Annotated in this window: 17 protein-coding genes and 2 pseudogenes; 5 read left to right on the top strand and 14 right to left on the bottom strand. The window is 71.0% G+C overall.

Annotated elements, in window-relative coordinates; translation table 11 throughout:
* The first annotated feature begins 27 nt into the window (after window positions 1–27).
* The 3 genes from PH203_RS05355 (at window position 28) to PH203_RS05345 (ending at window position 3,506) form a co-directional block, all read left to right on the top strand.
* Entirely contained in the window at window positions 28–972 is a 945-nt protein-coding gene (locus PH203_RS05355) for a sucrase ferredoxin (protein WP_289916831.1), read from the top strand.
* Window positions 973–1,140: 168 nt separating this feature from the next.
* Window positions 1,141–2,829, top strand: a complete 1,689-nt coding sequence (locus PH203_RS05350) for a sensor histidine kinase (RefSeq protein WP_289916829.1) — start codon at window positions 1,141–1,143, stop codon at window positions 2,827–2,829.
* Window positions 2,826–3,506 (top strand): response regulator, encoded by a 681-nt coding sequence (locus tag PH203_RS05345; RefSeq protein ID WP_289916826.1) that lies wholly within the window; start codon window positions 2,826–2,828, stop codon window positions 3,504–3,506. The genes PH203_RS05350 and PH203_RS05345 overlap by 4 nt, the downstream gene beginning before the upstream one ends.
* A 99-nt stretch (window positions 3,507–3,605) precedes the next feature.
* Here PH203_RS05345 and PH203_RS05340 read toward each other — a convergent pair.
* Window positions 3,606–3,896 (bottom strand): annotated as a pseudogene (locus PH203_RS05340) (ABC transporter substrate-binding protein); the annotation flags it as partial.
* Between the two features lie 7 nt (window positions 3,897–3,903).
* On the opposite strand from PH203_RS05340, the pseudogene PH203_RS05335 reads away from it, so the two are divergent.
* Window positions 3,904–4,050, top strand: a pseudogene (locus tag PH203_RS05335) (helix-turn-helix domain-containing protein); the annotation flags it as partial.
* A 129-nt stretch (window positions 4,051–4,179) separates the two neighbouring features.
* On the opposite strand, the gene PH203_RS05330 reads toward PH203_RS05335, so the two are convergent.
* The 6 genes from PH203_RS05330 to PH203_RS05305 all read right to left on the bottom strand — a co-directional run bounded on the left by PH203_RS05330 (window position 4,180) and on the right by PH203_RS05305 (window position 11,595).
* On the bottom strand, window positions 4,180–5,772 hold the full coding sequence (locus PH203_RS05330; RefSeq protein ID WP_289916824.1) for a cation acetate symporter: 1,593 nt from the start codon (window positions 5,770–5,772) through the stop codon (window positions 4,180–4,182).
* The gene (locus tag PH203_RS05325) at window positions 5,769–6,332 is read right to left on the bottom strand and encodes a DUF485 domain-containing protein (protein WP_289916822.1); all 564 of its coding nucleotides are present in this window, start codon (window positions 6,330–6,332) and stop codon (window positions 5,769–5,771) included. The genes PH203_RS05330 and PH203_RS05325 overlap by 4 nt, the downstream gene beginning before the upstream one ends.
* Before the next feature lie 69 nt (window positions 6,333–6,401).
* Window positions 6,402–7,085, bottom strand: coding sequence for a response regulator transcription factor (locus PH203_RS05320; RefSeq protein ID WP_289916820.1), 684 nt, complete (start codon window positions 7,083–7,085; stop codon window positions 6,402–6,404).
* Complete coding sequence (locus PH203_RS05315) at window positions 7,082–8,233, bottom strand: histidine kinase (RefSeq protein WP_289916818.1); 1,152 nt, start codon at window positions 8,231–8,233, stop codon at window positions 7,082–7,084. The genes PH203_RS05320 and PH203_RS05315 overlap by 4 nt, the downstream gene beginning before the upstream one ends.
* Entirely contained in the window at window positions 8,230–8,754 is a 525-nt protein-coding gene (locus PH203_RS05310) for a CcdC protein domain-containing protein (protein WP_289916816.1), read from the bottom strand. The genes PH203_RS05315 and PH203_RS05310 overlap by 4 nt, the downstream gene beginning before the upstream one ends.
* A gap of 720 nt (window positions 8,755–9,474) precedes the next feature.
* Window positions 9,475–11,595 carry a DNA topoisomerase IV subunit B gene (locus PH203_RS05305; protein ID WP_289916815.1) on the bottom strand — a complete coding sequence of 707 codons (2,121 nt, stop codon included), beginning with the start codon at window positions 11,593–11,595 and terminating at the stop codon, window positions 9,475–9,477.
* A 441-nt stretch (window positions 11,596–12,036) separates the two neighbouring features.
* On the opposite strand from PH203_RS05305, the gene PH203_RS05300 reads away from it, so the two are divergent.
* Entirely contained in the window at window positions 12,037–12,267 is a 231-nt protein-coding gene (locus PH203_RS05300; RefSeq protein ID WP_289916812.1) for a hypothetical protein, read from the top strand.
* A gap of 145 nt (window positions 12,268–12,412) precedes the next feature.
* On the opposite strand, the gene PH203_RS05295 is transcribed toward PH203_RS05300, so the two are convergent.
* The 7 genes from PH203_RS05295 to PH203_RS05265 all read right to left on the bottom strand — a co-directional run bounded on the left by PH203_RS05295 (window position 12,413) and on the right by PH203_RS05265 (window position 24,081).
* Complete coding sequence (locus tag PH203_RS05295) at window positions 12,413–13,267, bottom strand: serine protease (RefSeq protein ID WP_289916810.1); 855 nt, start codon at window positions 13,265–13,267, stop codon at window positions 12,413–12,415.
* A 131-nt stretch (window positions 13,268–13,398) separates the two neighbouring features.
* Complete coding sequence (locus PH203_RS05290; protein WP_289916807.1) at window positions 13,399–14,931, bottom strand: RNA polymerase sigma factor; 1,533 nt, start codon at window positions 14,929–14,931, stop codon at window positions 13,399–13,401.
* 417 nt (window positions 14,932–15,348) lie between these two features.
* Complete coding sequence (locus PH203_RS05285; RefSeq protein WP_289916804.1) at window positions 15,349–16,236, bottom strand: FadR/GntR family transcriptional regulator; 888 nt, start codon at window positions 16,234–16,236, stop codon at window positions 15,349–15,351.
* Between the two features lie 162 nt (window positions 16,237–16,398).
* Window positions 16,399–18,516, bottom strand: a complete 2,118-nt coding sequence (locus PH203_RS05280) for an ATP-binding cassette domain-containing protein (protein WP_289916802.1) — start codon at window positions 18,514–18,516, stop codon at window positions 16,399–16,401.
* A 171-nt stretch (window positions 18,517–18,687) separates the two neighbouring features.
* Window positions 18,688–19,446, bottom strand: coding sequence for an NUDIX hydrolase (locus PH203_RS05275; protein ID WP_289916801.1), 759 nt, complete (start codon window positions 19,444–19,446; stop codon window positions 18,688–18,690).
* Window positions 19,447–19,576: 130 nt separating this feature from the next.
* Entirely contained in the window at window positions 19,577–21,811 is a 2,235-nt protein-coding gene (locus PH203_RS05270; RefSeq protein WP_289916799.1) for a glycogen debranching N-terminal domain-containing protein, read from the bottom strand.
* Window positions 21,812–22,572: 761 nt separating this feature from the next.
* A complete protein-coding gene (locus tag PH203_RS05265; protein ID WP_289916798.1) occupies window positions 22,573–24,081 on the bottom strand; it encodes a DUF4192 domain-containing protein in 1,509 nt (502 codons plus the stop codon).
* Between the last annotated feature and the right edge of the window lie 232 nt (window positions 24,082–24,313).

Here is a 24,313-nt window from a genome sequence, read left to right as displayed (position 1 = left end):
GAGCCAAGTCAGGTTAGGCTCACCTCTGTGAGTACGTGTTCATCCGTCTCCCGGGATCTCGACGAGCCCATTTCGGGGACCGCTGCCACCGCGAAGACCTGGCTGCTCCTGGAGCAGCCCGGCCCGTGGGGCGCTCATGCGCTCACTTCGAGCCACCTGGACCCCACACTGGGGCGGGCCCTGGAACGGGCGGCGAAGGGCACGGGCGTACGCATCGCGCTCATCCGCCGCCCCGGACGGCACGCCGACTGCGGCACACAGGCCGTACGCCAGGTGTACGTGTCCCACACCGCTCCCGGGAACGCGTGGCTGCACAGTGCCACGATCTGCGACCCGAGCAGACTGCTCGACCTCGACTTCGCCGCGCTCGGCACGGGCGACCACCGCAGTTTCGACTCGGCACTCGACGGGCGGCCCCACACGGGCGACCCGCTGGCGCTCGTCTGCACCAACGGCAAGCGCGACCGCTGCTGCGCCCTCCTGGGCCGCCCTCTGGCAGCCGAACTCGCCACGTCCGGGGCCGAGGGGATCTGGGAGGTCACCCATCTGGGTGGACATCGCTTCTCGCCGACCCTGCTCGTGCTGCCGTACGGCTACGCGTACGGCCGGGTCGGGGCCCCCGCCGTCAAGGAGATCCTGCGGAGCGTGCGGGACGGGCGGATCGTGGTGGACGGCTGCCGCGGCAGCTCCGCCTGGGAACGGCCCGGTCAGGCGGCGGAGCTGGCGGTGCGCAGGGCGGCCGGCGAGTACGCGGCGGGCACGCTGAGCGTCGTACGCACGGAGGGCTCGGCACCGCGCTGGGAGGTGACCGTCGCGCATGTCGACGGGCGCCGCTGGCGGGTCGTCGTGGCCCAGGGCGCGTCCCTGCCGCCCCGCGCGGAGAGCTGCGGGGTGTCGGTGCTGGGTTCGCCCGCGCGGATGGACGTGGTGGCGGTGCGTGAGCTGGCGCGGCCTGCGGCGCTCGCGGGCTGACCGGGGTCCGGTCGACTCGTGAGCTCAATGGTTGACCGGGTCGACAAGCGTCTCCACCGTTGATCGATCCTGCTCGCCGACCACATGCATTGATCAACAGATCCAGGATCAAGAGATCCACGCCACGCCCCTTCGGCGCCTGGCACACGTCCGCGTACCGTCATGGGTATGAGCCGCACTGCCCCCGCACGACGCCTCCGCCTCGGCCTGCCCAGGCGGGTGTTCTCGCAGGTGCTGCTGATGCAACTCGCGATCGCCGCGGGAGTCACGGTGCTCGCGACCGGCCTGTTCCTGGCGCCCCTCAGCAACCAGCTGGACGACCAGGCGATGCGCCGCGCCCTCGCGATCGCGCAGACGACCGCGCAGCAGCCGCAGATCGCCGAGGACCTCCAGAACACGCCCTACTCGGTCGACGGGCCGGTGCAGCGGGAGGCCGAGCGGATCCGGAAGGCCACCAAGGCCGAGTACGTCGTGATCATGAACACGAAGGGCGTGCGCTGGTCCCATACCGACCCGAAGGAGATCGGCGGGATGGTCTCCACGGACCCCGCGCGGGCGCTGGCCGGCGAGGAGGTCATGGAGATCGACGAGGGCACCCTGGGCCGCTCGGCCCGCGGCAAGGTGCCGCTGCGCGCCAGCGACGGCACGATCATCGGCGCGGTCTCGGTCGGCATCGCGTACGACAGTGTCCGGGCCCGGCTGATCCACGCGATCCCGGGGCTGCTCGCCTATGCGGGTGGCGCCCTGGCCGTCGGCGCGCTGGCCGCCTGGATCATCTCCCGACGAGTCCAGAAGCAGACCCGCGACCTGGCCTTCTCCGACATCTCGGCGCTGCTCGCGGAGCGCGAGGCCATGCTGCACGGCATCAGGGAGGGCGTCGTCGCCCTGGACCGCGCCGGCCGTGTCCGCCTCCTCAACGACGAGGCACAGCGCCTCCTCGGCATCGGCGACGAGGCCATCGGCCGCTCCCCCGACGAGGCGCTCGGCGCGGGCCGTACCGCCGACGTGCTGGCCGGCCGGGTGACCGGCACCGATCTGCTCACCGTCCGCGGCCAGCGCGTCCTGATCGCCAACCGCATGCCCACCGACGACGGCGGCGCCGTCGCCACCCTGCGCGACCGCACCGAGCTGGAGCAGCTGGGCCGGGAACTGGACTCCACGCGCGGACTGATCGACGCCCTGCGTGCCCAGGACCACGAGCACGCCAACCGCATGCACACCCTCCTCGGGTTCCTCGAACTGGAGATGTACGACGACGCCGTCGAGTTCGTCGGCGAGGTGGTCGGTGACCATCGCGCCACCGCGGAGCAGGTCACCGAGAAGATCGAGGACCCGCTGCTCGCCGCGCTGCTGGTCGGCAAGGCGACCGTGGCGGCGGAGCGCGCGGTCGCGCTGTGGATCTCGGACCGGACCCGGCTGCCGGACCGGCTGATCGACCCACGCGGCATCGTCACGGTCGTGGGCAACCTGGTGGACAACGCGCTGGACGCCGTGGCCGGCAAACCGCACGCGCGCGTGGAGGTCGAGTTGCGCGCCGAGGGTCGTACCGCCGTCCTGAGGGTGCGCGACACAGGGCCCGGGATCCCTGCGGAACACCGGGAACTGGTCTTCACCGAGGGCTGGTCCACGAAGAAGCCGCCTGCGCACGGCAAGCGCGGCATCGGGCTCTCCCTGGTGCGCAGGCTGGCCGAACGGCAGGGCGGCAGCGCGACCGTGACCGAGGCGGCCGGCGGGGGCGCCGAGTTCACCGTCGTGCTCCCCGAGGCGTTGGCGGGCCCTGATCTGGAGCCCGCGCTCACCGCCCCCTCCGCCGCCGAGGACGCCACCGGGAACGCCGTCGAGGAGGAGTCGCGATGATCGAGGTCCTGGTCGTGGACGACGACACCCGGGTCGCGCGGGTCAACGCCGCCTATGTCGAGAAGGTGCCGGGCTTCCATGTGGCCGGCGAGGCGCACAGCGCGGCCGAGGCGCTGCGCCAGGTGGAGCTGTTGCCCCGGCTCGACCTGGTCCTCATGGACCACTATCTGCCGGACGAGACAGGCCTGTCGGTCGTCCAGGAGATGCGCCGGCGCGGCCACCAGACCGACGTGATCATGGTGACCGCGGCCCGGGACATCACGACCGTGCAGGCGGCGATGCGGCACGGAGCGCTGCAGTACCTGGTCAAGCCGTTCGCCTTCGCCGGCCTGCGCGCCAAACTGGAGGCGTACGCGGAACTGCGCCGCACGCTCGACGGTGGCGGGGAGGCCGAACAGTCCGAGGTGGACCGCATCTTCGGCGCCCTGTCCGCTCCGTCGGAGCCGGACCTGCCCAAGGGGCACTCCCCCACCACCGCGGAGCTCGTACGGCAGTCCCTGATGAGCGCCGAAGGCCCGCTGTCGGCCCAGGAGATCGCCGAGCGGACGGGGGTGAGCCGGCAGACCGCCCAGCGCTATCTGAAGCTCCTGGAGCGTACGGGCAGGGCTCGCCTCACCCTCAAGTACGGCGACGCGGGCCGCCCTGAACACCGTTACGTGTGGGCGACCCGCGCCTGAGGGCACGGCCCGTGGGGGCGGGGGAAGGGAACCGTGCCCTCCCTCTATACGGATGGCGGCGCCGCGAATGTCAGCGCCGGGGGTGTCGGCACGGTGATGTCAGCCCGTGACCTTCTCCACGAACTCGGTCGTGTAGGTCTTGCTCAGGTCGACTTCGGCGTTCTGGATGGTCGGATTGAACGCCTTGAGCACCTCCTCGACGGTCTCCGGGCCGTCCTCGGGCATCACGCCGTCGTCCGTGAACATCGGCAGGGTGCTCTTGATGGCCGAGGCGTAGACGATCGTGTTGCCCTGCGAGTAGTCGGCGGGCATCTTCTCGGCGATCTGGTGCGCACTGTGCGTGGACATCCACTTGAGCGTCTTGACGAATGCATTGACCAGCTTCTGGACGTGTCCTCACGAGGTCGCCGCCGAAACCGGCCTGAGCCGCTCCACCGCCCAGCGCTACCTCCGCCACCTCGAACAGGCCGACCGCCTCCGCCTCTCCCTCAAGTACGGCGACACAGGCCGCCCGGAGCACCGGTACGCGTGGGTGGCGCCGTAGCCGCCGAACCAAGGTTTTCCGTCGTACGACGACGGCGACGCCGTACGACGGTGAGGTCAACGCACCCAAGCGGATCCGGTGGCGCCGCAACCCGACCGACAACCCCTCGCCGTGCTTCCGGCGGAGCGCTCAGGCCGCCCCCGCCCCCGTCAGCGACCGCACCTCGGTCTCCGCGTGCTTGGCCTCGTCTGCGACCTCCGCCGAGGTGACCGTCCCGAGCCAGCCCGCGACGAAGCCCAGCGGGATCGAGACGAGACCGGGGTTCTGCAGCGGGAAGAACTGGAAGTCCACCCCCGGGAACAGGGAAGCCGGGCTGCCCGACACCACGGGCGACAGCAGCACCAGCACCACGGCCGGGATCAGCCCGCCGTACACCGACCACACCGCACCTCGGGTGGTGAAGCCGCGCCAGAACAGCGAGTAGAGCAGCACCGGCAGATTGGCGGACGCGGCGACCGCGAAGGCCAGGCCCACCAGAAACGCGACATTGAGGTCCCGGGCCAGCAGCCCCAGCGCGATCGCCACCACACCGATACCCACGGCGGCGACCCGCGCCACGGCGACCTCGCTGCGCGGCTTCGACCGCCGACGCCGCAGGGACGCGTACAGGTCATGGGCCACCGACGCGGAGGAGGCGAGCGTGATCCCGGCGACCACCGCGAGGATCGTGGCGAAGGCGATGGCGGCGACGATCGCGAACAGAACCGTTCCGCCTGTGGAGTCCGCGCCTCCGCCCAGGTCGAGGGCGAGCAGCGGGACGGCGGTGTTGCCGGCCGCGTTGGATCCGCGGACCGCATCCGGCCCGACGATCGCGGCCGCCCCGAACCCGAGGACGATCGTCATCAGATAGAACCCGCCGATGAGCCCGATCGACCAGACCACCGAACGCCGCGCGGCCCGCGCGGTGGGCACGGTGTAGAAGCGCGAGAGAATGTGCGGCAGCCCCGCCGTGCCCAGGACCAGCGCGAGTCCCAGGCTGATGAAGTCGAAACGCGCGGTCCAGTCCCCACCGTACTTCAGCCCGGGCGCCAGGAACTTCTCCCCGTGCCCGCTGCGCTCGGCGGCGGTGAGGAGCAGTTGGTCGAAGTCGCCGTGGAACCGGACCAGGACGAGCACGGTCAGCGCGATCGTGCCGCCGAGGAGCATGACCGCCTTCACGATCTGAATCCACGTGGTGGCCCGCATCCCTCCCAACGACACATAGATCACCATGAGCGCGCCGACCCCGATGACCGTCCAGGTCTGCGCCGCCTCACCGGTACCGCCGAGCAGCAGGGCGACCAGGCTCCCCGCGCCCACCATCTGTGCCACCAGATACAGCACGGACACCGTGACCGAGGAGGTACCCGCCGCGATCCGTACCGGCCGCTCGTTCATCCGCGCCGCCACCACGTCCGCCAGCGTGAACCGCCCGCAGTTGCGCACCAGTTCGGCGACGAGGAACAGCACCACCAGCCACGCCACCAGGAAGCCCACCGAGTAGAGCATCCCGTCGTAGCCGAAGAGCGCGATGAGTCCGGAGATCCCGAGGAACGATGCCGCCGACATGTAGTCGCCCGCGATGGCAAAACCATTCTCCATCGGAGAGAACAGCCGCCCGCCGGCGTAGAACTCCTCCGCCGAACCATGCCGGTTGCGGCTCACCCACGTGGTGATCCCCAACGTGACCGCGACGAACGCGCTGAACAGCAGCAACGCCAGCGTCTGGTGGTCGCCCGTCACGAAGCACCGCCCCGGATTCCCCGCGTCAGTTCCTGAGTGTCCCAGCGCAGCTCCAACGCCGCCCGGTCCCGTCGCAGTCGCGCATGCCGGGCGTACGCCCAGGTCAGCAGGAACGTCGTGAGGAACTGCCCCAGCCCCGCGAGCATCGCCACGTTCACCGCGCCCGCCACCGGCTGCGCCATCAGCCCGGGCGCGGTCGTCGCGGTCACGACGTACCCCACGTACCAGCCGAAGAACGCGACGCACGCCGGCACGACGAACCTCCGGTACCGGCTGCGCACCTCCTGGAACGCCGCACTGCGCTGCACCTGGAGGTACACATCGGCGGCCGCGTCCTCCCGCTCCGTCCGTCCGGGCCGAGCGGCGGGCTCCGGAATCGGCACGGCACCACCGGCACCGCCCGACTCACCCCAGCCGGAGGCGAGCGCGTCGTACCAGGGGTCGTCGTACCTCACACCTCCGGATGCCTCGGTGAACTCCGGAGCATGACCTTCGCGGTGATCGGTCGCACTTTCGGGACCACCCCCGTCTCCGCGGGGACGACCGTTGCTTGACTGCATGCCCAAGGATGGACAGAACGGGAAGATCCCCGACTCTTCTTCTCCTCTCGCTTCACCCCATCAGGTGACTCAACCCGCCGGAGGCCGCACAAGTCCCTTCGTATACGCGTAACGCACCGCCTGCGCACGGTCCTTGAGCCCCGTCTTGGCGAACAGATTGTTGATATGGGTCTTCACGGTCGCGGTGGAGACATGCAGTCTGCGGGCGATCTCCTGATTGCTGAGCCCTTCGGCGATCAGCACCAGCACCTCGGTCTCCCGCCCGGTGAGCCCGTCCGGCGCCTCGGATGGCCCGGCCTGCCGCGGCTCGGGCTCCGACAGCCGCTCCAACAGCCGCCGCTGGATGCTCGGCGACAGCCCGGCGTCCCCGGACAGCACACTGTGCACCGCCCGTACGATCTCGTCACCTCCCGCGTCCTTGGTCAGATAGCCGCGGGCACCGGCCCGCAGCGCCGGGAACAGCGACTCGTCGTCCGCGAACGTCGTGAGCACCACGACCTGGGTACCGGGATGTTCGGTCCTGATCCGCCGGGTCGCCTCCACGCCGTCGCAGCGAGGCATGCGCAGGTCCATCAGCACCACGTCCGGGGCGAGTTCGGCGACCAGCCGCACGGCCTCGTGGCCGTCCCCGGCGGCGCCGACGACCTCGACTCCGGGCAGCAGCCCGAGCAGCATCACGATGCCCTCCCGGACGACGGTCTGGTCGTCCGCGACCACCACCCGCGCGGCTCTGCCCCAGACCTCCTCCGTCATACGGGCACCTTCAGCGTCACCACGAACCCCTCCTCGTCCGGCCCGGCCTCCAGCGAACCGCCGAGCAGTTCGGCACGCTCCCGCATGCCCAGCAGACCGTACCCGCCCCCAGCACCGGTCAGTTCGCCCGGCGAACCCCCCGAATCCCTTACGGCCAGGGTCACTTGATGCTCGCCGTATTCCAGCCGGAGCCGCACCTCGGCCCCCGGGGCGTGCTTGCGGACATTGGTCAGGGCCTCCTGGGCCACCCTGCGCACGGCCTGCGACGCCTCGGCGGACAGGTACGTTCGCTCACCCGTAATGGTGACCTCTGCACCCGGGGCCTCCCCCACCAGCTGGGCCAGGAAGTCCTCCAGCGGAGTCAGCTCGCCGCGCAGCGCCGAGAGTGCCTGCCTGGTCTCGGCGAGCCCGTCACGGGCCATTCCCCGTGCCGCCACGACCCGTTCGAGGATCTGCTCCCGGTCGGCGCCCCGTTCGACCAGCAGCCGGGCCGCCTCCAGGTGCACCAGCTGGGCCGAGAGACTGTGGGCCAGTACGTCATGGATCTCCCGTGCGATGCGGGCCCGCTCCGCGAGCGCCGCCGACTCCGCCTCGGCCGCCCGCGCTGCTCGCTCCTGGGCCAGCAGGCGCTGGGCGTTGCCACGGGCCTCGGCGTCGAGGCGCAGCGTGTAGCCGGCCAGGGCCAGGCCGAGTCCGGTGACCGCTGTCGTGAGCACGGCGTCGTCGCTGACGACTCCGTAGGAGCCGAACGCCACGCTCGCGGCAGGAAGAGCGGCGGCCATGGGCAGTCGCTCCAGCGCCGCGATCCCGCAACCGCACCACATCGCCAACGCGGGTACCCGAAAGCCCGATATCTGCCCCAGGATCGCCAGGCCTTGCAGCATCACAAGGGTGGCCAGTGCGGGCAACAGCAAGTGGCGGAGTGTAGCGCGGTAGAACGCCCAGGCGAGCAGCCCGGCAAGCAGGGCACCACCCACACCGGCGACCGCCTTCCAGCCGCTGGCCGATCCAGTCGTGAAAGCGCCCCACAACAGCATGCCGAGCACCATCAGCCGTACGGCCCAGGCGATCAGACGCCGGGGCTGTGACAGCCCCTCGTGCCCGAGCGCCTCCCGGGAAGGCCAGCGTGTCCAGCCGTTCTCCGTCACACACGCTCCTTCCACGCGGGCCGCGGCACGCGGTCACCGTACGCCGCGCTCCGCACGGGAGCCGTGTGCTGCGCCTGGGTACGCCAGGCGAGCAGCCCCGAGCGAACGAGCAGTGTGGCCGCCAGCGCGAGAAGCAGAGCGGACGAATCCTGGTGGACGCCCAGCGCGGCACCGAGGGCATAGAGGGCGACGCGCAGACCGATGCCGATGAACCAGACGGTCCCGCTCGCCTTGGTGCTCTTGCTCCACACGGCTCCGTCCGGCTCCACCCATATTCGGCTGGTCCAGGCCCAGGCGGCTCCGGTGGCCAGACCGACGAGCAGCTCGGCGGTGAGCAGGAGCACCGATGCCGTGTGGTGATGGGCGTCGACGAGGCCGGGCTCACGCACCGCGACAACGGCGAGGACCGCGGGCAGCACCCACCAGCGCCGTCCCGTATCCATCCGCTGCGCGCGGAACTGGCGCGCGATCACCAGGACGACCACGGCCACGATCAGAAACGCATCGAGCAGCCCGGACATCGGAGCCTCCGTGAGCGAAGAAGGACGGTGCCGACAGCGAGCACTGCCGACGCCTTCGAAGCTACGGAAATTCGCAGGTCAGGAGATCGGAGTGGGGGTGGATCCTGGGTGGATCCGCGTACACCCCGATGTCCACCCACGGGTGGAGAGACGACTCGGCCGAGATGGGCGCCACCGCCCGAGCGACGATCTGTCCGGAGCAGGATCAGCCCAGTCTGAGCCGACGCCGCCCACCCGCACCACCCGCACCAGCCGCGCCAGCCGCGCCAGCCGCACCGAGCCTGACAAGACCACCGGACGAGCATTGCCTGTCCCCGGGGCAGCGCGCCCCGGACCCACCCCGGCTCGGGCGGGCCCTTCACTTTCCGAACCCCCCATCCAAGCCGACCGGATCCGCCAGACCCGCACGCCGAGGCCGACCGGGATCCACCGAAGCGGCACTCAGGCCCGGCCGGATCCGCGGACGCAGCTCCCCGGGCCCGACCTGACCCGACCCACGAGCCAGGCGCTCCCCGGATCCAGGCGGCCCTCACAGGGCAGACCCAAATCCAGGCCCAGATCACGCCGCGCAACCCACCGGGCAAGCCCAGATCAGCCGGCGCAACCCACCCGGCAGACCCCGCCCAAACCCCGCGACTCCACCCGGCAGACACGGCCCTGGCTCCCCGACCCCACCCTGCGGACCCGGACGAAGCTCCCGGCCCAAGCCCAGCGCAGCGCCTACGCGTCGATGCGCGACCGGTCCAACGTCGCCGCCGAGCTGGAGATGAACTCCTTGCGCGGTGCCACGTCATTGCCCATCAGCAGGTCGAACACCTGCTCCGCCGCCTCCAGGTCGGTGAGGCTGATCCGGCGCAGGGTGCGGTGACGCGGGTCCATGGTCGTCTCGGCCAGCTGGTCGGCGTCCATCTCACCGAGGCCCTTGTACCGCTGGATGGAGTCCTTGTAGCGGATGCCCTTGCTCTGGAACTCCATGAGCTTGTCGCGCAGCTCGCGGTCCGAGTACGTGTAGACGTACTTGTCCTGCCCCTTCTTGGGCTGGATCAGCTCGATGCGGTGCAGCGGCGGTACAGCCGCGTACACCCGGCCCGCCTCGATCATCGGCCGCATGTAGCGCTGGAACAGCGTGAGCAGCAGGGTCCGGATGTGGGAGCCGTCCACATCGGCGTCGGTCATCATGATGATCTTGCCGTAGCGGGCCGCGTCGATGTCGAAGGTCCGGCCCGACCCCGCTCCTATGACCTGGATGATCGCGCCGCACTCGGCGTTCTTGAGCATGTCGGTCACGGACGACTTCTGGACGTTGAGGATCTTGCCCCGGATCGGCAGCAGCGCCTGGAACTCGGAGTTCCGGGCGAGCTTCGCGGTACCGAGCGCGGAGTCTCCCTCGACGATGAAGAGCTCGCTGCGGTCGACGTCGTCGCTGCGGCAGTCGGCGAGCTTGGCGGGCAGCGACGAGGACTCCAAGGCCGTCTTCCGGCGCTGTGCGTCCTTGTGCTGGCGGGCCGCGATACGCGTGCGTGCGGCGGCGACCGCCTTCTCCATGACGACGCGCGCCTGGGCGGCGGCGTCCCTCTTGGTCGAGGTCAGGAACGCCTTGAGCTCCTTGGAGATCACGGTGTTCACGATGCGACGGGCCGCCGAGGTGCCGAGGACCTCCTTGGTCTGCCCCTCGAACTGCGGCTCGGCGAGGCGCACGGTCACCACCGCAGTGAGGCCTTCCAGGGCGTCGTCCTTGACGATGTCGTCCTCGGCGACGCGCAGCAGCTTCTTGGCGCGCAGCACTTCGTTCATCGTGCTGGTGACGGCCGTCTCGAAGCCCGCGACGTGGGTGCCGCCCTTGGGGGTGGCGATGATGTTCACGAACGACTTCAGAGTCGTGTCGTAGCCCGTACCCCAGCGCAGGGCGACGTCGACGTCGAGCTCGCGGGTGACCTGGGTGGGCGTCATCTGGCCGTGCGCGTCCAGGACCGGCACCGTCTCCCTGAAGGTGCCCTGTCCGGAGAAGCGGAGGACGTCGCAGACCGGCTTGTCGCTCGCCAGGTACTCGCAGAACTCACTGATGCCGCCGTCGAAGCGGAAGGACTCCTCGCCCTTGCTGCCGCCCTCGCCGAGGCCGAACTCGTCGCGGACGACGATGGTCAGGCCGGGTACCAGGAAAGCGGTCTGGCGGGCGCGCTGGTGGAGGTTGTCCAGGGAGAGCTTGGCGTCCTTGAGGAAGATCTGCCGGTCGGCCCAGTAGCGCACGCGCGTGCCGGTACGGGTCTTGGGAATGCGCTTGGTCTTGCGCAGGCCGCCCGTCTCGAACTTGGCGTCGGGCCCTGCCGCGGCGAAGGCACCGGGGACGCCGCGTCGGAAGCTGATCGCGTGGGTGTTCCCGGCGCGGTCCACCTCGACGTCGAGCCGCGCTGACAGGGCGTTCACCACGGAGGCACCCACGCCGTGCAGACCGCCGGAGGCCGCGTACGAGCCGCCGCCGAACTTGCCTCCGGCGTGCAGCTTGGTCATGACGACCTCGACGCCGGACAGGCCCGTCTTGGGCTCGACGTCGACCGGGATGCCCCGGCCGTTGTCCCGGACCTCCACCGAGCCGTCGTCGTGGAGGATGACCTCGATGTGGTCGCAGTAGCCCCCGAGGGCCTCGTCCACGGAGTTGTCGATGATCTCCCACAGGCAGTGCATCAGACCGCGGCTGTCGGTCGACCCGATGTACATGCCCGGGCGCTTCCGCACGGCCTCGAGCCCCTCGAGGACGAGCAGGTGCCGCGCGGTGTAGTTGGAACCGTCCCGGTCTGCTCCTGCCAGCAGCGCTGTGGACGGCACGGACGTCTCGGCGGTCACGCGGTTCGCTCCTCGCTGAATTTCAGATGTGGCCCTTGTGGGTAAGGGCGCGGCTTCGGTCGCCGCCATGAGGGTACCGAGGCCTGGTAGAGCCGTTGTAACGCCACCCTCGTCCGGAACTCACGATAGTCCAGAGTCGCATACACGTTCGATCCCTCGTTGGAGTGAAGTACATATCACGTTCCCTTCGAGGCATGAACCATTTAGGCTCCGGGCACGTCCTCATGAACAACCGGCAACCCAGCCGGGAGGACGGACATTGACAGCAAGAGCGAACCCGTAAGACACATAGACACGCAATACGGCACATTCGCCGCCAACCGGCAGCAGACAGCCGGACTCGAAAGATTTTTTCGAGGGAAAGCCCTGAGCGGGAACGTTTTGGGGCTGGTTGGATGTTGACCCTGGTACGACAGCTCGTCGAGCTAGAGAAGAGGCGACGTGACTACTGTTCTGACCCCCGCGAGCCCGCTGACGGCCGCCGATCGCTGCGACCGCTGCGGCGCCCAGGCATACCTGCGCGTCGTCCTGCTCAGCGGCGGTGAACTGCTCTTCTGCGCCCACCATGGCCGCAAGTTCGAGCCGGAACTCAAGAAGATCGCCGCTGAGATACAGGACGAGACGGAGCGGCTGACGACCGCTCCTGCGACCGCCACCGAAGAAGAGCGCTGACACCTCGCGTCCACGACGAGCCAGCTCCGGCACAGGCCGGCACACGGGCGGCCGCCCCTGGAAACAGGGGCGGCCGCCCGCATTCGTGGCCGACAGGCCACCCTCTCCCCCGCCCCACAGGGCCGGCAAGCGCCCTCAGCGCCCCTCAGGGGGCCTGCGAGTACCCTCCTCTCCGGGCGGTCCACCCGAGCTTCTGCAAGACGTCCGACACGCGCGTGTACACGCCGGGGTAGCCCGGAAGCGCACAACCGTTCCCCCAGGACACCAGCCCGACGAGCTTCCCCTGGGCGACCAGCGGCCCCCCGCTGTCCCCCTGACAGGCGTCGCGGCCCCCCCGCTCCTCTCCGGCGCACAGCATGCTGTCGGCGCGATAGCCGCCATTGGCACCCGGGGAGGCCTGCTCGCAGAGCGAGTCGGCCAGCACATGCACACGCGCCGCGCGCAGGCTGGGCGCGTAGTCGCCGCCGCCCGTGACGTCACCCCACCCGTAGACCATGGCGGCCGTCCCCGCCGCGTAGGCGGCGTCCCCGGCGGCCGCCATGGTGGCGACCGAACTGCTCTGCAAGGGCTCGTGCAGCCGGAGTAGCGCGAAGTCCCCGGCGTTGGTCTCGCTGTCGTAGTCCGGGTTCACCCAGGTGTCCCGGACACGGATCTCCCGCCCCTGGTCCGAGAGCAGGTCCGTACGGCCCGTGATGACCTTGAAGTCGCGCAACCGGTCCGGCGGGGCTCCCAGGACGTTCTCGTCGAGACAGTGGGCCGCGGTGAGCACGGTGGTCGGGCCGACAGCCACGCCTCCGCAGAACTGCCCCGCGCGGGTACCCCCGAACCGGTCACGGCTGGACAGCGCGACGGTCCAGGGGGCCTCGGAGATGTCGACGGGGAAGCCGCCGACGACGACGCTGTCGGCGGCCACAGGGGCGGCGGACACCAACGGTATGGCTCCCGCCGCGGCCGCCAGCACCAGCGACCCGGTCAGCGGCCGGACAAAGGGACGACGCATGCACGCTCCTCACTCTGGGGTGGCCATGGGAGACCCAGAGTGATCCACGGCGGCGCGGCCCGCACCCGCGCAGCACGAAGACCCGGCTCCCCGCGTGGGGAACCGGGCCTTCGACGCCGTACGGCCGCGACCTAGTCGAGGTAGTCGCGCAGCACCTGGGAACGTGACGGGTGGCGCAGCTTCGACATGGTCTTGGACTCGATCTGGCGGATGCGCTCACGCGTGACGCCGTACACCTTGCCGATCTCGTCGAGGGTCTTCGGCTGACCGTCGGTGAGACCGAAGCGCATCGAGACGACGCCCGCCTCGCGCTCGGACAGGGTGTCCAGGACGGAGTGCAGCTGCTCCTGGAGGAGTGTGAAGCTGACCGCGTCCGCGGGGACGACGGCCTCGGAGTCCTCGATGAGGTCACCGAACTCGCTGTCGCCGTCCTCGCCCAGCGGGGTGTGCAGGGAGATGGGCTCGCGGCCGTACTTCTGGACCTCGATGACCTTCTCGGGGGTCATGTCGAGTTCCTTGGCCAGCTCCTCCGGGGTGGGCTCACGGCCCAGGTCCTGGAGCATCTGGCGCTGCACGCGCGCGAGCTTGTTGATGACCTCGACCATGTGCACCGGGATACGGATGGTGCGGGCCTGGTCGGCCATGGCGCGGGTGATCGCCTGACGGATCCACCAGGTGGCGTACGTGGAGAACTTGTAGCCCTTGGTGTAGTCGAACTTCTCGACCGCGCGGATCAGACCGAGGTTGCCCTCCTGGATGAGGTCCAGGAAGAGCATGCCGCGGCCGGTGTAGCGCTTGGCCAGGGAGACCACCAGACGGAGGTTGGCCTCCAGGAGGTGGTTCTTCGCGCGGCGGCCGTCCTCGGCGATGATCTCCAGCTCGCGCTTGAGCTTGGGGGCGAGCTTGTCGGCGTTGGACAGCTTGTCCTCGGCGAACAGACCTGCCTCGATGCGCTTGGCGAGCTCGACCTCCTGCTCGGCGTTGAGCAGCGGGACCTTGCCGATCTGCTTGAGGTAGTCCTTGACGGGGTCGGCGGTGGCACCGGCGACGGCGACCTGCTGGGCCGGCGCGTCGTCCTCGTCGTCGTCGGAGAGGACGAAGCCCTTGCTCTCGCCGCCCTCCTCTTCCTCTTCACCGGGCTTGATGTCCTCGAGAACCTCGTCCTCGACGACCTCGGCGTCATCCTTGCCGGCGGTCTTCTTGGTCGCCGTCTTCTTGGCGACGGTCTTCTTCGCGACCGCCTTCTTGGCGGTCGTCGTCTTCTTGGCGGCGGCCTTCTTCACGGGCGCCTCGTCCTCGACGGAAGGCTCGGCGGCGGGTGCCGCCGGGGTGGCGGTTGCGGTGGCCTTCTTGGTGGTCACCGTCTTCGCAGCGACCGTCTTGGTGGCGGTGCGCTTGGCCGGACTCTTCGCTGCGACGCTCTTTCGGGTGCGCTTGGGCTCCGCGGCACTGACCATCAGCGTCACACCCTCTTCCTCGAGGATCTGGTTGAGGCTGCGCAGTACGTTCTTCCACTGAGTGGCCGGAATCTGGTCAGCTTCGAAGGCCCGACGCACATCGTCGCCGGCGATCTGCCCCTCAGCCTTTCCCCGCTCAATAAGAGCCATGACAGAGACGGACTCGGCGATCTCCGGCGGGAGCGTACGGGATGTGCTGGCCGACACGAACAACCTCTCGGAACGTTGGAAAACGGCTTCCGGCCCCGTCCGGGATGGACAGGAACCGACCACCGGCCGTGTGGATGGGCCGGCGGTGCGGGCGGGGGCCGGGAAGATGCACAGCGCCTTTCATGGCGTCCGTATTCCCTCCGCGGCTGTCACCTCTTAGGTCATCGCGTTGTTTCCACGAGCGTTACGCCCAATCTGCGTGGCCCGAGTCACACCCCGTAAGCGTTCAAAAACGGTCAGACGCGGACAGAGGAGGTCAGCAGCGGGCGCGGGGAGGGACGAGTCACCCTGGTCGCACCTCGGACCCCGCAGGATTGCGAACGACCCTGCGGGGTCCGACGGGGGACGGCGCGTCGACCGGACGATGCCCAGGAGGGGAAGGCACCCTCCGGCCGTGCCGCCCGCGGTGCGTGGTCAGTGTTCGCGCGGCGCCGGCACCACGCGCTCCACCTCCGGGTGGACGGTGAGCAGTTGCCGCATGGCCGCCTCGGCGGCCGTCCCGTCACCGGCGGCGAGGGCGTCGACGATCCGTCCGTGCTGCACCAGCGAGGCCTCGTTCGGCCGGTCACATCCCGTGACGGGACCTCCGGACACCTGGAGGGCTGCCGACACGATCCCCGAGAGGTGCTCCAGCATGCGGTTGCCGGCGACCTGGATGAGCAGCGAGTGGAACTCGGCGTCCGCGCGGGAGAAGGTGAGCGCGTCGCCCTGTCCCATGGCATGCCCCATGATCTCGACCATGTCGGCGAGCCGCTGCTGGACCTCGTCGCGCCCATGCCCGGCGGCCAGTCGCGCGGCGAGCGGTTCGATCGTCCAGCGCAGCTCGTTCAGCTCGCGGCGCTGGTCGTCGCGCTGCGGCCCGAAGGCCCGCCACTCGATGATGTCCGGGTCGAGAAGGTTCCAGTCGCTGACGGGACGAACGCGCGTGCCGACGTTCGGCCGGGCGCTGACCAGACCCTTGGCCTCCAGGACCCGGAGCGACTCACGGACGACGGTGCGGGAGACCTCGAAACGCTGGCCGATCTCCTCGGGAACCAGCGGGCGGTCGGCACCCAGGTCGCCCGAGACGATCATCTGTCCCAGCTGCTGGACGAGTTGGCCGTGCAGTCCGCGTCCACGGCTGCCGGCGGTGCGCCGGCCCACGCGGCCCAGCTCGGGGTCCGCGGCGTCCCAGGCGGGGGCCCCGACACGGTCGGCGACGGGCGCCTCCGCGTAGGGGTAGCGGTCGAGTTCGCCCGGGCCGGCGAGGCCGGAGTCTGCGGAGCGGGCGGCGGTCATCATGGTGTGCGCAAGGGTACTCACGGATCCTTTGTCGGCGCTGTCTCCAACTCCCTTGAGGTCTTTGGTGAAAAGCACACGAAAGGGTGATCGCTCACCCCGTCGCAATTGACGCCTTATCGGAAAGAAATGGGCTTTCCGGAGGGAGTTGCGCACAGAGAGAGACCGTAAGGGCGCGGACGGTCGTCATCGGACCCTGCTTCGCAGGGTCGTGAGCAGATACGCGCAGAGCAGGGCCATCAACGACAACGTCAGCGCGCCACCCACGGGTTGAGCGATCATGCGCACCGCACCGGACAGATAGCGCTCTCCACCGAAGGGCCACTGCAGCAGGAACACCTCGCGCAGCCGCAGCTGAAAACCGGCCGCCGTCCGCACAGCCGGTCCCTCCAAGACCTTTTGTACGAGGGGTACGACGAGCACGGGTACGGCGACCACCGCCGCCAGCCCGGCCGTGGTGGACCGGAAGACACCGGCGGCCAGCACTCCCGCCCACGCGCACCCGACGACGAGCGCGATCCAACTCGCACTCATCGGGAGCCAGTCGTTGGGAACTTGCGCGAGCTCCCGTCCGTAGAGGAGATAGAGCGCCTCGGCGTCGCAGCCCACCGTGAGGAACGCCAGCAGCAGCGCGGTGGCTCCGGAGACGACGAGTTTGGCCGCGAGCAGCCCGAGCCGGCGGGGCACTGTTCCGCGGTCCGCCGCCAGGGCGGGGTGGCGGAACTCCTCACCGAAGGCCAGCGCCCCGAGCAGTCCCGCACCGAGCGCCGCGGGTGGCAGCGGCAGCTCCTGCGGCCAGGCGGCGAGCAGCCGGTGCTGCGGGGTGTGACCCACGCGGGCGAGCAGTACGGCGGTCAGGGCGGAGGCGACGAGTACGACGGCCCCGGTCAGGAACCCCGTACCGACCCCGGCGGCGCGGCGCAGCTCGTACCGCAGCGGACGGAGCGGGCTGGGAGCGGGGCGGACGGAGATGGGAGGCGGGAGCTCGACGAGGGCGTCGAGCGTGGCGACCCCGGCGGGGCCCCGGCTTCGAGCGGGAAGCCGCGTGGTGAGGTCCTCGGCGATCGGGGCGTCATGACGGCGGACGGCGGACTCGGACACCCGTTCGGTGTCGCCCGAACCGGCGGCGGGCATTTCGTCCTGCGCCTCGCGCAGACTTGGCTCGCCGGCCGTCTCCGCGATGACACCGACGTGACCGTCTCTGGTCAGGGAAGGTCCCGGCTCCCCGGCCGCATGCGCCCCGGGGCGATCGTCCTGGACGGTGTTCCGCCCCGGCTCGTCATCCGAGTTCCGCGATACGACGTCCAGGGCCCGGGACGCGCCTGCCGCGGCTGGTTCCTGCGGGGCGGCATCCGGCGCCTGGACCGCACTCGGCCCGAGCGGCCCGTCGACGGCACCGGGCTCGTCCGGCGCGTCCGCTCCCGTACCGGGTCCCATGTCCCCGATCTCGTCCGCGAGTTGGTGTACGAGAATGCCGTGCCGGAAGGCGGTCTCGCCGACGTCGGCGCAGGTGCTGCCGTACACGGAGAGGCGGTTGCCGCCCTCTCGTACGACCTCGACGGAGCGGTGCGCTGTGCGGGCCTCCTTGGTGAGCAGGGCCGCGAGGCGGGTGGCGTGCGGGGTGCGGACGGCGACGCGGGGGCGTAGCCGGGTACGGGAGAAGTCGGCGGCCTCTTGGTCGGCGACGAGTCTGCCCTGCTCCAGCGTGACGACCCGGTCGGCGGTTCGGGCGGCCTCCTTGGGGTCGGCCGTGGTGATCAGGACCGTGCCGCCCTGCCCCGCGTGGGCACGCAGCATGCCGTACAGCCAGCGGCCCTCGCGGGGGGAGAGTCCGTCGGCCGGGTCGTCGAGGAGGAGCGTGTGCGGGTCGGACAGCAGGGCGCAGGCCAGGCCGAGCCGCCGGTCCATGCCGCGCGAGAGCGTGCCGAGGCGTTCGTCGCGGAGGCTGACGAGGCCGACGACCTCGAGCACTTCGTCGGCGCGCCGCACCGGAACACCCGCGGCGGCGCACAGCATGCGCAGATGGCCGCGGACGGTACGGGCCGGGTGTCCCGGCACATCGCCGAGGAGCACGCCGACCTCGCGCGACGGATGGGCGATCCGATGGAGCGGGCGGCCTCTGAAGTAGGTGACTCCACGGCCCTGTTGGAGTTCGAGCATGAGTCTGAGCGCCGTCGTCTTGCCCGCTCCCGGCGCCCCGAGCAGCGCGGTGACACGGCCTGCGCGTGCCTCGAAGGAGACGTCGTCGACGGCGGGCGGATGCTCCTTGCGGGAGTTGCTGGTCAGTCCGAAGGCCTGGATCACCCAAAGCAAGATAGCGCGCTATGTCCATTTTTTCCGGAACCGCAAGGCCCGCTCCGCAGAAGGCAGTCGACTTCGACCGCACCACTGTTCGCGGACTGCTCCCCGCCGGGTCCGCCCTGGCCCAGGCCCGCTGCCACATCTCTTGTCGCGGCAAGGGACGTTGAGTGATCGTCACACTTCGGGGCGCAGCATCGGCGGGTTGAGGAGTGTCGCGCCGCCGGCCCGGAAGAGCTGGGCCGGGCGCCCGCCCTGGCGAGTGGTCGTACCGCCGGTGGGGACGAGGAAGCCCGGCGTACCCGTCACCTTGCGGTGGAAGTTGCGCGGGTCCAGCGCGACACCCCACACGGCTTCGTAGACACGGCGCAGCTCACCGACGGTGAACTCGGTGGGGCAGAACGCCGTGGCCAGCGACGAGTACTCGATCTTGGACCGGGCCCGCTCCACTCCGTCGGCCAGGATCTGGGCGTGGTCGAAGGCGAGAGGTGCCACGGGTTCGCCGTCGCGGCCGTAGCCGCCCTGCTGCAACAGCTCCTCGACCGGCGCCCAGCGCGCGTTGCTGGCGTCGCCGCCCGCCCGGGGTGCGGGCAGGTCGGGGGCGAGCGCGAGATGCGCGACGCTGACCACCCGCATCCGGGGGTCTCGCTTGGGGTCGCCGTACGTCGCGAGCTGCTCCAGGTGGGCGCCGTTGTCCTGGGCAGGGACGGCCGGTTCATGGGCACGCAGCCCGGTCTCCTCGGCCAGTTCGCGGGCTGCGGCCTGGGACAGGTCCTCGTCGGCCCTCACGAAACCGCCGGGGAGCGCCCAGCGTCCCTGAAACGGCGGTTCGCCCCTGCGCACCGCCAGCGCGCACAGGGCATGGCGGCGCACGGTCAGCACGACCAGGTCCACGGTGACGGCGAAGGGCGGAAAGGCTGACGGGTCGTAGGGCATGCGGCGATCATAGTCGTCTGCCTGACGATAAACACTCCCTTCGTCGGCCGCATCGATGGCTGATCCACTTCGGTCCGGTACGGGTCCCACGGTCTGCTCCCGCCGTCGTGCGGTGGCTCGTCATGCGAGGTCACACTCCCAGTTGCAGCCCGTCGGCCGCCTCCTCGGCCATGGCGAGGCCCAGCCGCCCGACCCGTACGGAGAACGGGGCGCCCGCGACCCGTAATCCAGTCAGGACGATCTCGCCGAGGGGTGCGCTGCGCACGGGGCGCAGGGTGACGGTGCCGGCCGGGGCGTCGGGGCGGATTCCCGCGAGCGTGGTCAGCAACAGCACGCCCGCCGCCGCAGCTGTGGCGGCGGGTCTGCACGCTGCCGGATGCGGGAGGGGAGCGCTCCCGTCCGTGCGCTGCTCCCCCGCGTACATCTCGGGCAGGCGGTGGCCGAAGGCCTCGGCCGCCGCCAGCGCGCCGCGCAGCAGCGAAGCCGCCTCCTTCTCATAGCCGGCGGCGGCCAGGCCGGCTACGGCGATCGCCGTTTCCTGGGTGCGCACGGCTCCCCCACGGTGACCGAACGGGTTGTAGCCGGTCTCCTTCGCACCCAGCCCGCGCAGACCCCAGCCCGAGTCCATGGCGGGGCCGCCCAGCAGCCGGGCGAGCTGTTCGGTCTGCACTTTGTCGAGCAGCCCGCAGGCCCGCTCGCCGCCGCCCAGCAGACCCGTGTCGAGGAGGTGGACGGCGGCCGCTCCCAGGTGCGGGACGGGACGGCCGTCGGGAGCGCGGGCAGCGGCGGGCCGGCCGCCGCCCGGATCGTCGATCCAGAAGTCCTCCCGAAACGCGGTCCGGGTCTCCTGCGCCCAATGCCGCAGCCCGGCCCCGCCCGGTCTGCCGCACGTGTCGAGCAGATCGGCGCCGAGCAGCGCGGCGCGATGGGCATGGGCCTGGGTCTCGCTCCGGACCGGGCCACCGGGCTGCGGGTCGCAGAGATAGGCGGCATCGCCCACGGCCGTCCGCAGCCAGGTCAGACAGCGCTCGGCCACCGGCAGCAGTTCCTGCGTCTCCGGATCGGGAAGTCCCCAGCGACGGGCTTCCGCGAGCAGCACCGGGAAGAGCAAAGTGGCTTCCGTACCCGTGCAACTCGGCGGGAGGTGTGGGCCCGCGTCGCGTCTGGGACCGGGAATCATGCCGGACTGCGGTCCCGGGCCGGGGAGTTGGGTGCGGGCCAGGGTGCGCAGGGTGCCTGCGGCGAGCCGGGTGCCGAGAGGCAGGGTCATCCGGGCCGCGACGAGCGCCTCGGCCGGGGCCAGGCCGCACCGCCAGGGGGCACCGGCGGCCAGGTGTGTGTCGGTCGGGTGCGCGGGGTCGCGCAGCAGCAGGGCCTGAAGGTCGTCGATGCTCGCCCGCAGCAGCTTCTCGACCCTCGGATCGTCGCCCGCCGCCCGTGCGGGAGCGAAAGGGCTCGTTGCCGCCCGGCCCACGCCCCGGACGGGCCCCGCGCCGTCCGGGCGGATCCGCAGCTCCAGGCTCGCGCTGCCTCCTGGCGGCAGGGCGAACTCCCAGCGCAGCAGACCGGCCGAGGCCAGCGCGTCGGTGGGCGGCGGATCGGCAGTGACCGACGACTTGCCGACGGCGGAGGACCAGCGCAGCCCCGAGTCATGGACGCTCGCGGTGAGTTCGGGTCCTGGGGCACCGCCCGCGATCGCGCCCAGGTCGGCCAGGTCGGTGCCCAGGGCCACCTCGACCGGCAGTCTCAGCGGGCGCAGGGCCGCGCTGTGCAGCGTGATCCGCTCGGTACCGTCCGCATGACGGATCCGCTCGACCACGACGTCCGGGTCCGGACCCGTGTGTGCGGAGGTGCGGAGGGTTCCCACGAAGCGGGCGCTGTCGGCCGCCATCATGCGTGCCTGTACCCCGAGCGGTTCACGACCGGCCACCCGGACCTGGCAGCGGGACAACACCCGCCGGCCGGCTCGGTAGAACCCCTCCAGCCCCTGGCCGGTCAACTGCCCCTGCTCCGTGGAGATGGCGAGGCCCGGAAGGGCGACGCAGATCAGGGCCGTGTGGGAGGGCGGCAGTTCGGAGGCGCGGGGAGACGGGGGTGGCGGGGCACCATGAGACGGGGATACCGAAGAGCGGCCTGCCTGAGCCGCGGGCCGGGACGTCGCCGGGGCAGGGCCCGTGGGAAACGGCGGCGAGAGTCCCTCGCCTGTCGGCGGGCCCGAGCGGCGGGTTTGTCCTGTCGGCCGGGCCGAGCGGGGGGCCTGCTCCGGTGACCGCCCGGAGCGGGCGGTCGGATCCGGGGCCCACGTGGAAGCTGCTCCGGAGTCCGGGGTCATGCCCGAGCGTCCAGCTGAGTCCGGGGCCTGCATGGAGGTCGTTCCTGATCCCAGGGCCGAGCCTGAACGACCGCCTGAATCCGGCGCCCACACTCCTGAGCCCGGAGCCGAACCGGTACGGACAGGTACATCCACCACCTGCTCAAGCGGCGTACCGGAGCCCGGCACGCCACCAGGACGACCAGCCGGACCCACCGCTTCGGGCGAAGGCAGACCGGAGTCCAACGCCCCACGACGGCCGGCCGGACCTACCGCTCCGGGCGAGGCCGGACCGGAGTCCAACGCCCCGGGGCGACCGGCCGGATCCACCACCCGCGCCAGGGGCGAACCCTGGTCCGGTGCCGAGCCGGGGCGAACTGCTTGCCCTGTCGGCACCCCTTCGGACCGTGCGCTCTCCTCCGACAGTGCGGACGGACGCCGCCCCCTGCCGAGGAACGCAACGCTTTCGCTCGGGCTCTCCGGCAGGCCGGCACGCGGTGCGGGCCCGCTTGCCGCGGAGCGGGTGTCGTCGGCGGAGGAGGAGGGCGGAGTCGGCTGATACATGGGTGGCTTCCTCTGCGCTCGGTGCGCCTCGGGCGTGTTCGGCGTCTGCGTAGCGGGGTCCTGAACGATGGGGCGATGCGGCGGCGCGCCCCGTCCAGGCGTTCCGCCACTCAGGTGAACGGAGCAGGGCTCCTCGGGGTCACGCCCGTGACGGGCCGAGCCGACCGAATGGCGGGCAGGGCCCGGACAGCCGAGGGACCTTGGACACCGCCTCTGCGGCGCGTGGAGAACGGCACCGAACCAACCGCTCGTCACGCATCCCCCTCGGCCTCGCCCGCCCGGCTACGTGCAGCCCCCTTGCGGGTACGGCTCGCACGCGCGGTGGCGCCGGGACGCCTGTTCCCCGCTGCCGATGTCCGCGGCCGCGAGCCACTCGTCCCGTGCCCCTCCGCCCTCGCACCACCGGCACCGGATCCAACTGATCGCGCTTGGCGCCGGCTCCCCGTGGCCGGTGCGGGGCAGGGCACGGGCTCGTCGCTCTGTGGCGCCCCTTCGGCGGTGCCGACCGGCTCGGGCTGTGCCCTGTCGACGCGTTCGGCACGCAGACAGCGGCGGATCGACTCCGGGTCCAGACCCTCGTTGCAGGCCTGGTGCAACAGGCGCGCGAAGAGGTAGCCGGGATCCGCACCCAGTGCCATGGCCAGGGCCTCCCTGGCCTCCAGTTCGTCGCCGGTGGACCAGGCCACCCAGCCGACGAGGGTGAGAGGCGCTGCGGCGTGCTCCCCGTACGGCCCGACGCAGCGCCGCGCCAGGGCCCGCCAGAGCCGTAGGGCGGGACCCGCCTCGTCGCCTTCCATCCACTCGGCGGCGCGATCACGGGTCGTGCGGTCCTGCAGACCGAGGATGAGGGCCGCGGCTTCGTCGTGGTCGAGCAACTGGTCGTCGCGGAGATCGGCGGTGAGTGTGCCGGACACGGACGGCGCCTGGGCGAAGCGCCGCATGATCTGCCGCGCCAGCTCCAGCGTCTCCTCGGCCACGCCGGCGCGGCTCGCCTCATCGAGGATCCTCGGGACGATCGCCATGCTGCCCGTGTCCAGGGCGATCTCCTGAGCCAGGGCCGAGGCGTTCTCCCAGGGCAGCAGCCTGCCCCGCAACTCCCGCAGGGTGCCGCGCACCTGGAGACCGGCGTAGGTGGCGGCGGCCGCCAGCACGGAGGTGCCGGGCAGGCCCATCGACGCGCCCTCGGGCGGGCAGCACTCCTTGCTTCCGCAGCAATACGACCAGAAGCGGCCGTCCGAGATGCACAGCGCCTCGATCACCGGTACGTCGAGGAGACCGCACTCGACGCGCAGCTTCTGGGCCAGCGGTCGGAGGCGTTCCATGACCTGCCTGCCCGACTCGGCCTTCCCGGGCTCCTGGCACAGGTAGGCGACCATCCGCTCGGGGCGAACTCCTCTGCGCTCGCTGCCCGTGACCAGTCCGTGGGCCAACTGCCGTGCCACGGCAGGCCAGTCGTCGCAGCTCGCAGGAATGCCGAGCCGGGCCCGGCCCCCGAACCGGCCGCGCCCGTCCCTGTCGTGGAGGGCGACCAGGACGATGCTGTCCTCGGGGCGGTAGCCGAGCAGATACGGCAGGGCGTCGGCCAGTTCGGCCGGGGTGCGCAGGGTCACCTGGTGCTCACTGTGACCGTCGTACGCGGTGCAGTCGAGGTTGTCCGGCCGTCCCGCCTCAGCACCCTGCGCGCCGCGGCATTCCCGGGGGTCGATTCCCGCAGTTTCACCGTTTTCGGGAGATCCAGTCGTTTCGCTGTGGTTCGTCATGCGCAGACGATCTCGCGGATCGCGAAGTTCCGCTTGCCCCTGTGGATAACTCCGGCCGGGTACACGTCAATCCAGGGCGCGGCACCCGCTCGCACCAGCTGCCGGAACCGCCGCACCCCCTCGCGCCACCCCTGTCCCGGGCCTGCCACCCCAGGCCCCCTGCCCCGGCCCGCCGCACCCGTCCCGAGCCCGCCGGGCCCGGATTGTCAGTGCCGTCCTGTTGTATGGACGC

It is taken from the genome of Streptomyces sp. S.PB5 (assembly GCF_030403745.1).
GTDB lineage: Bacteria > Actinomycetota > Actinomycetes > Streptomycetales > Streptomycetaceae > Streptomyces.
This window is presented reverse-complemented; position numbering and strand designations above follow the sequence as displayed.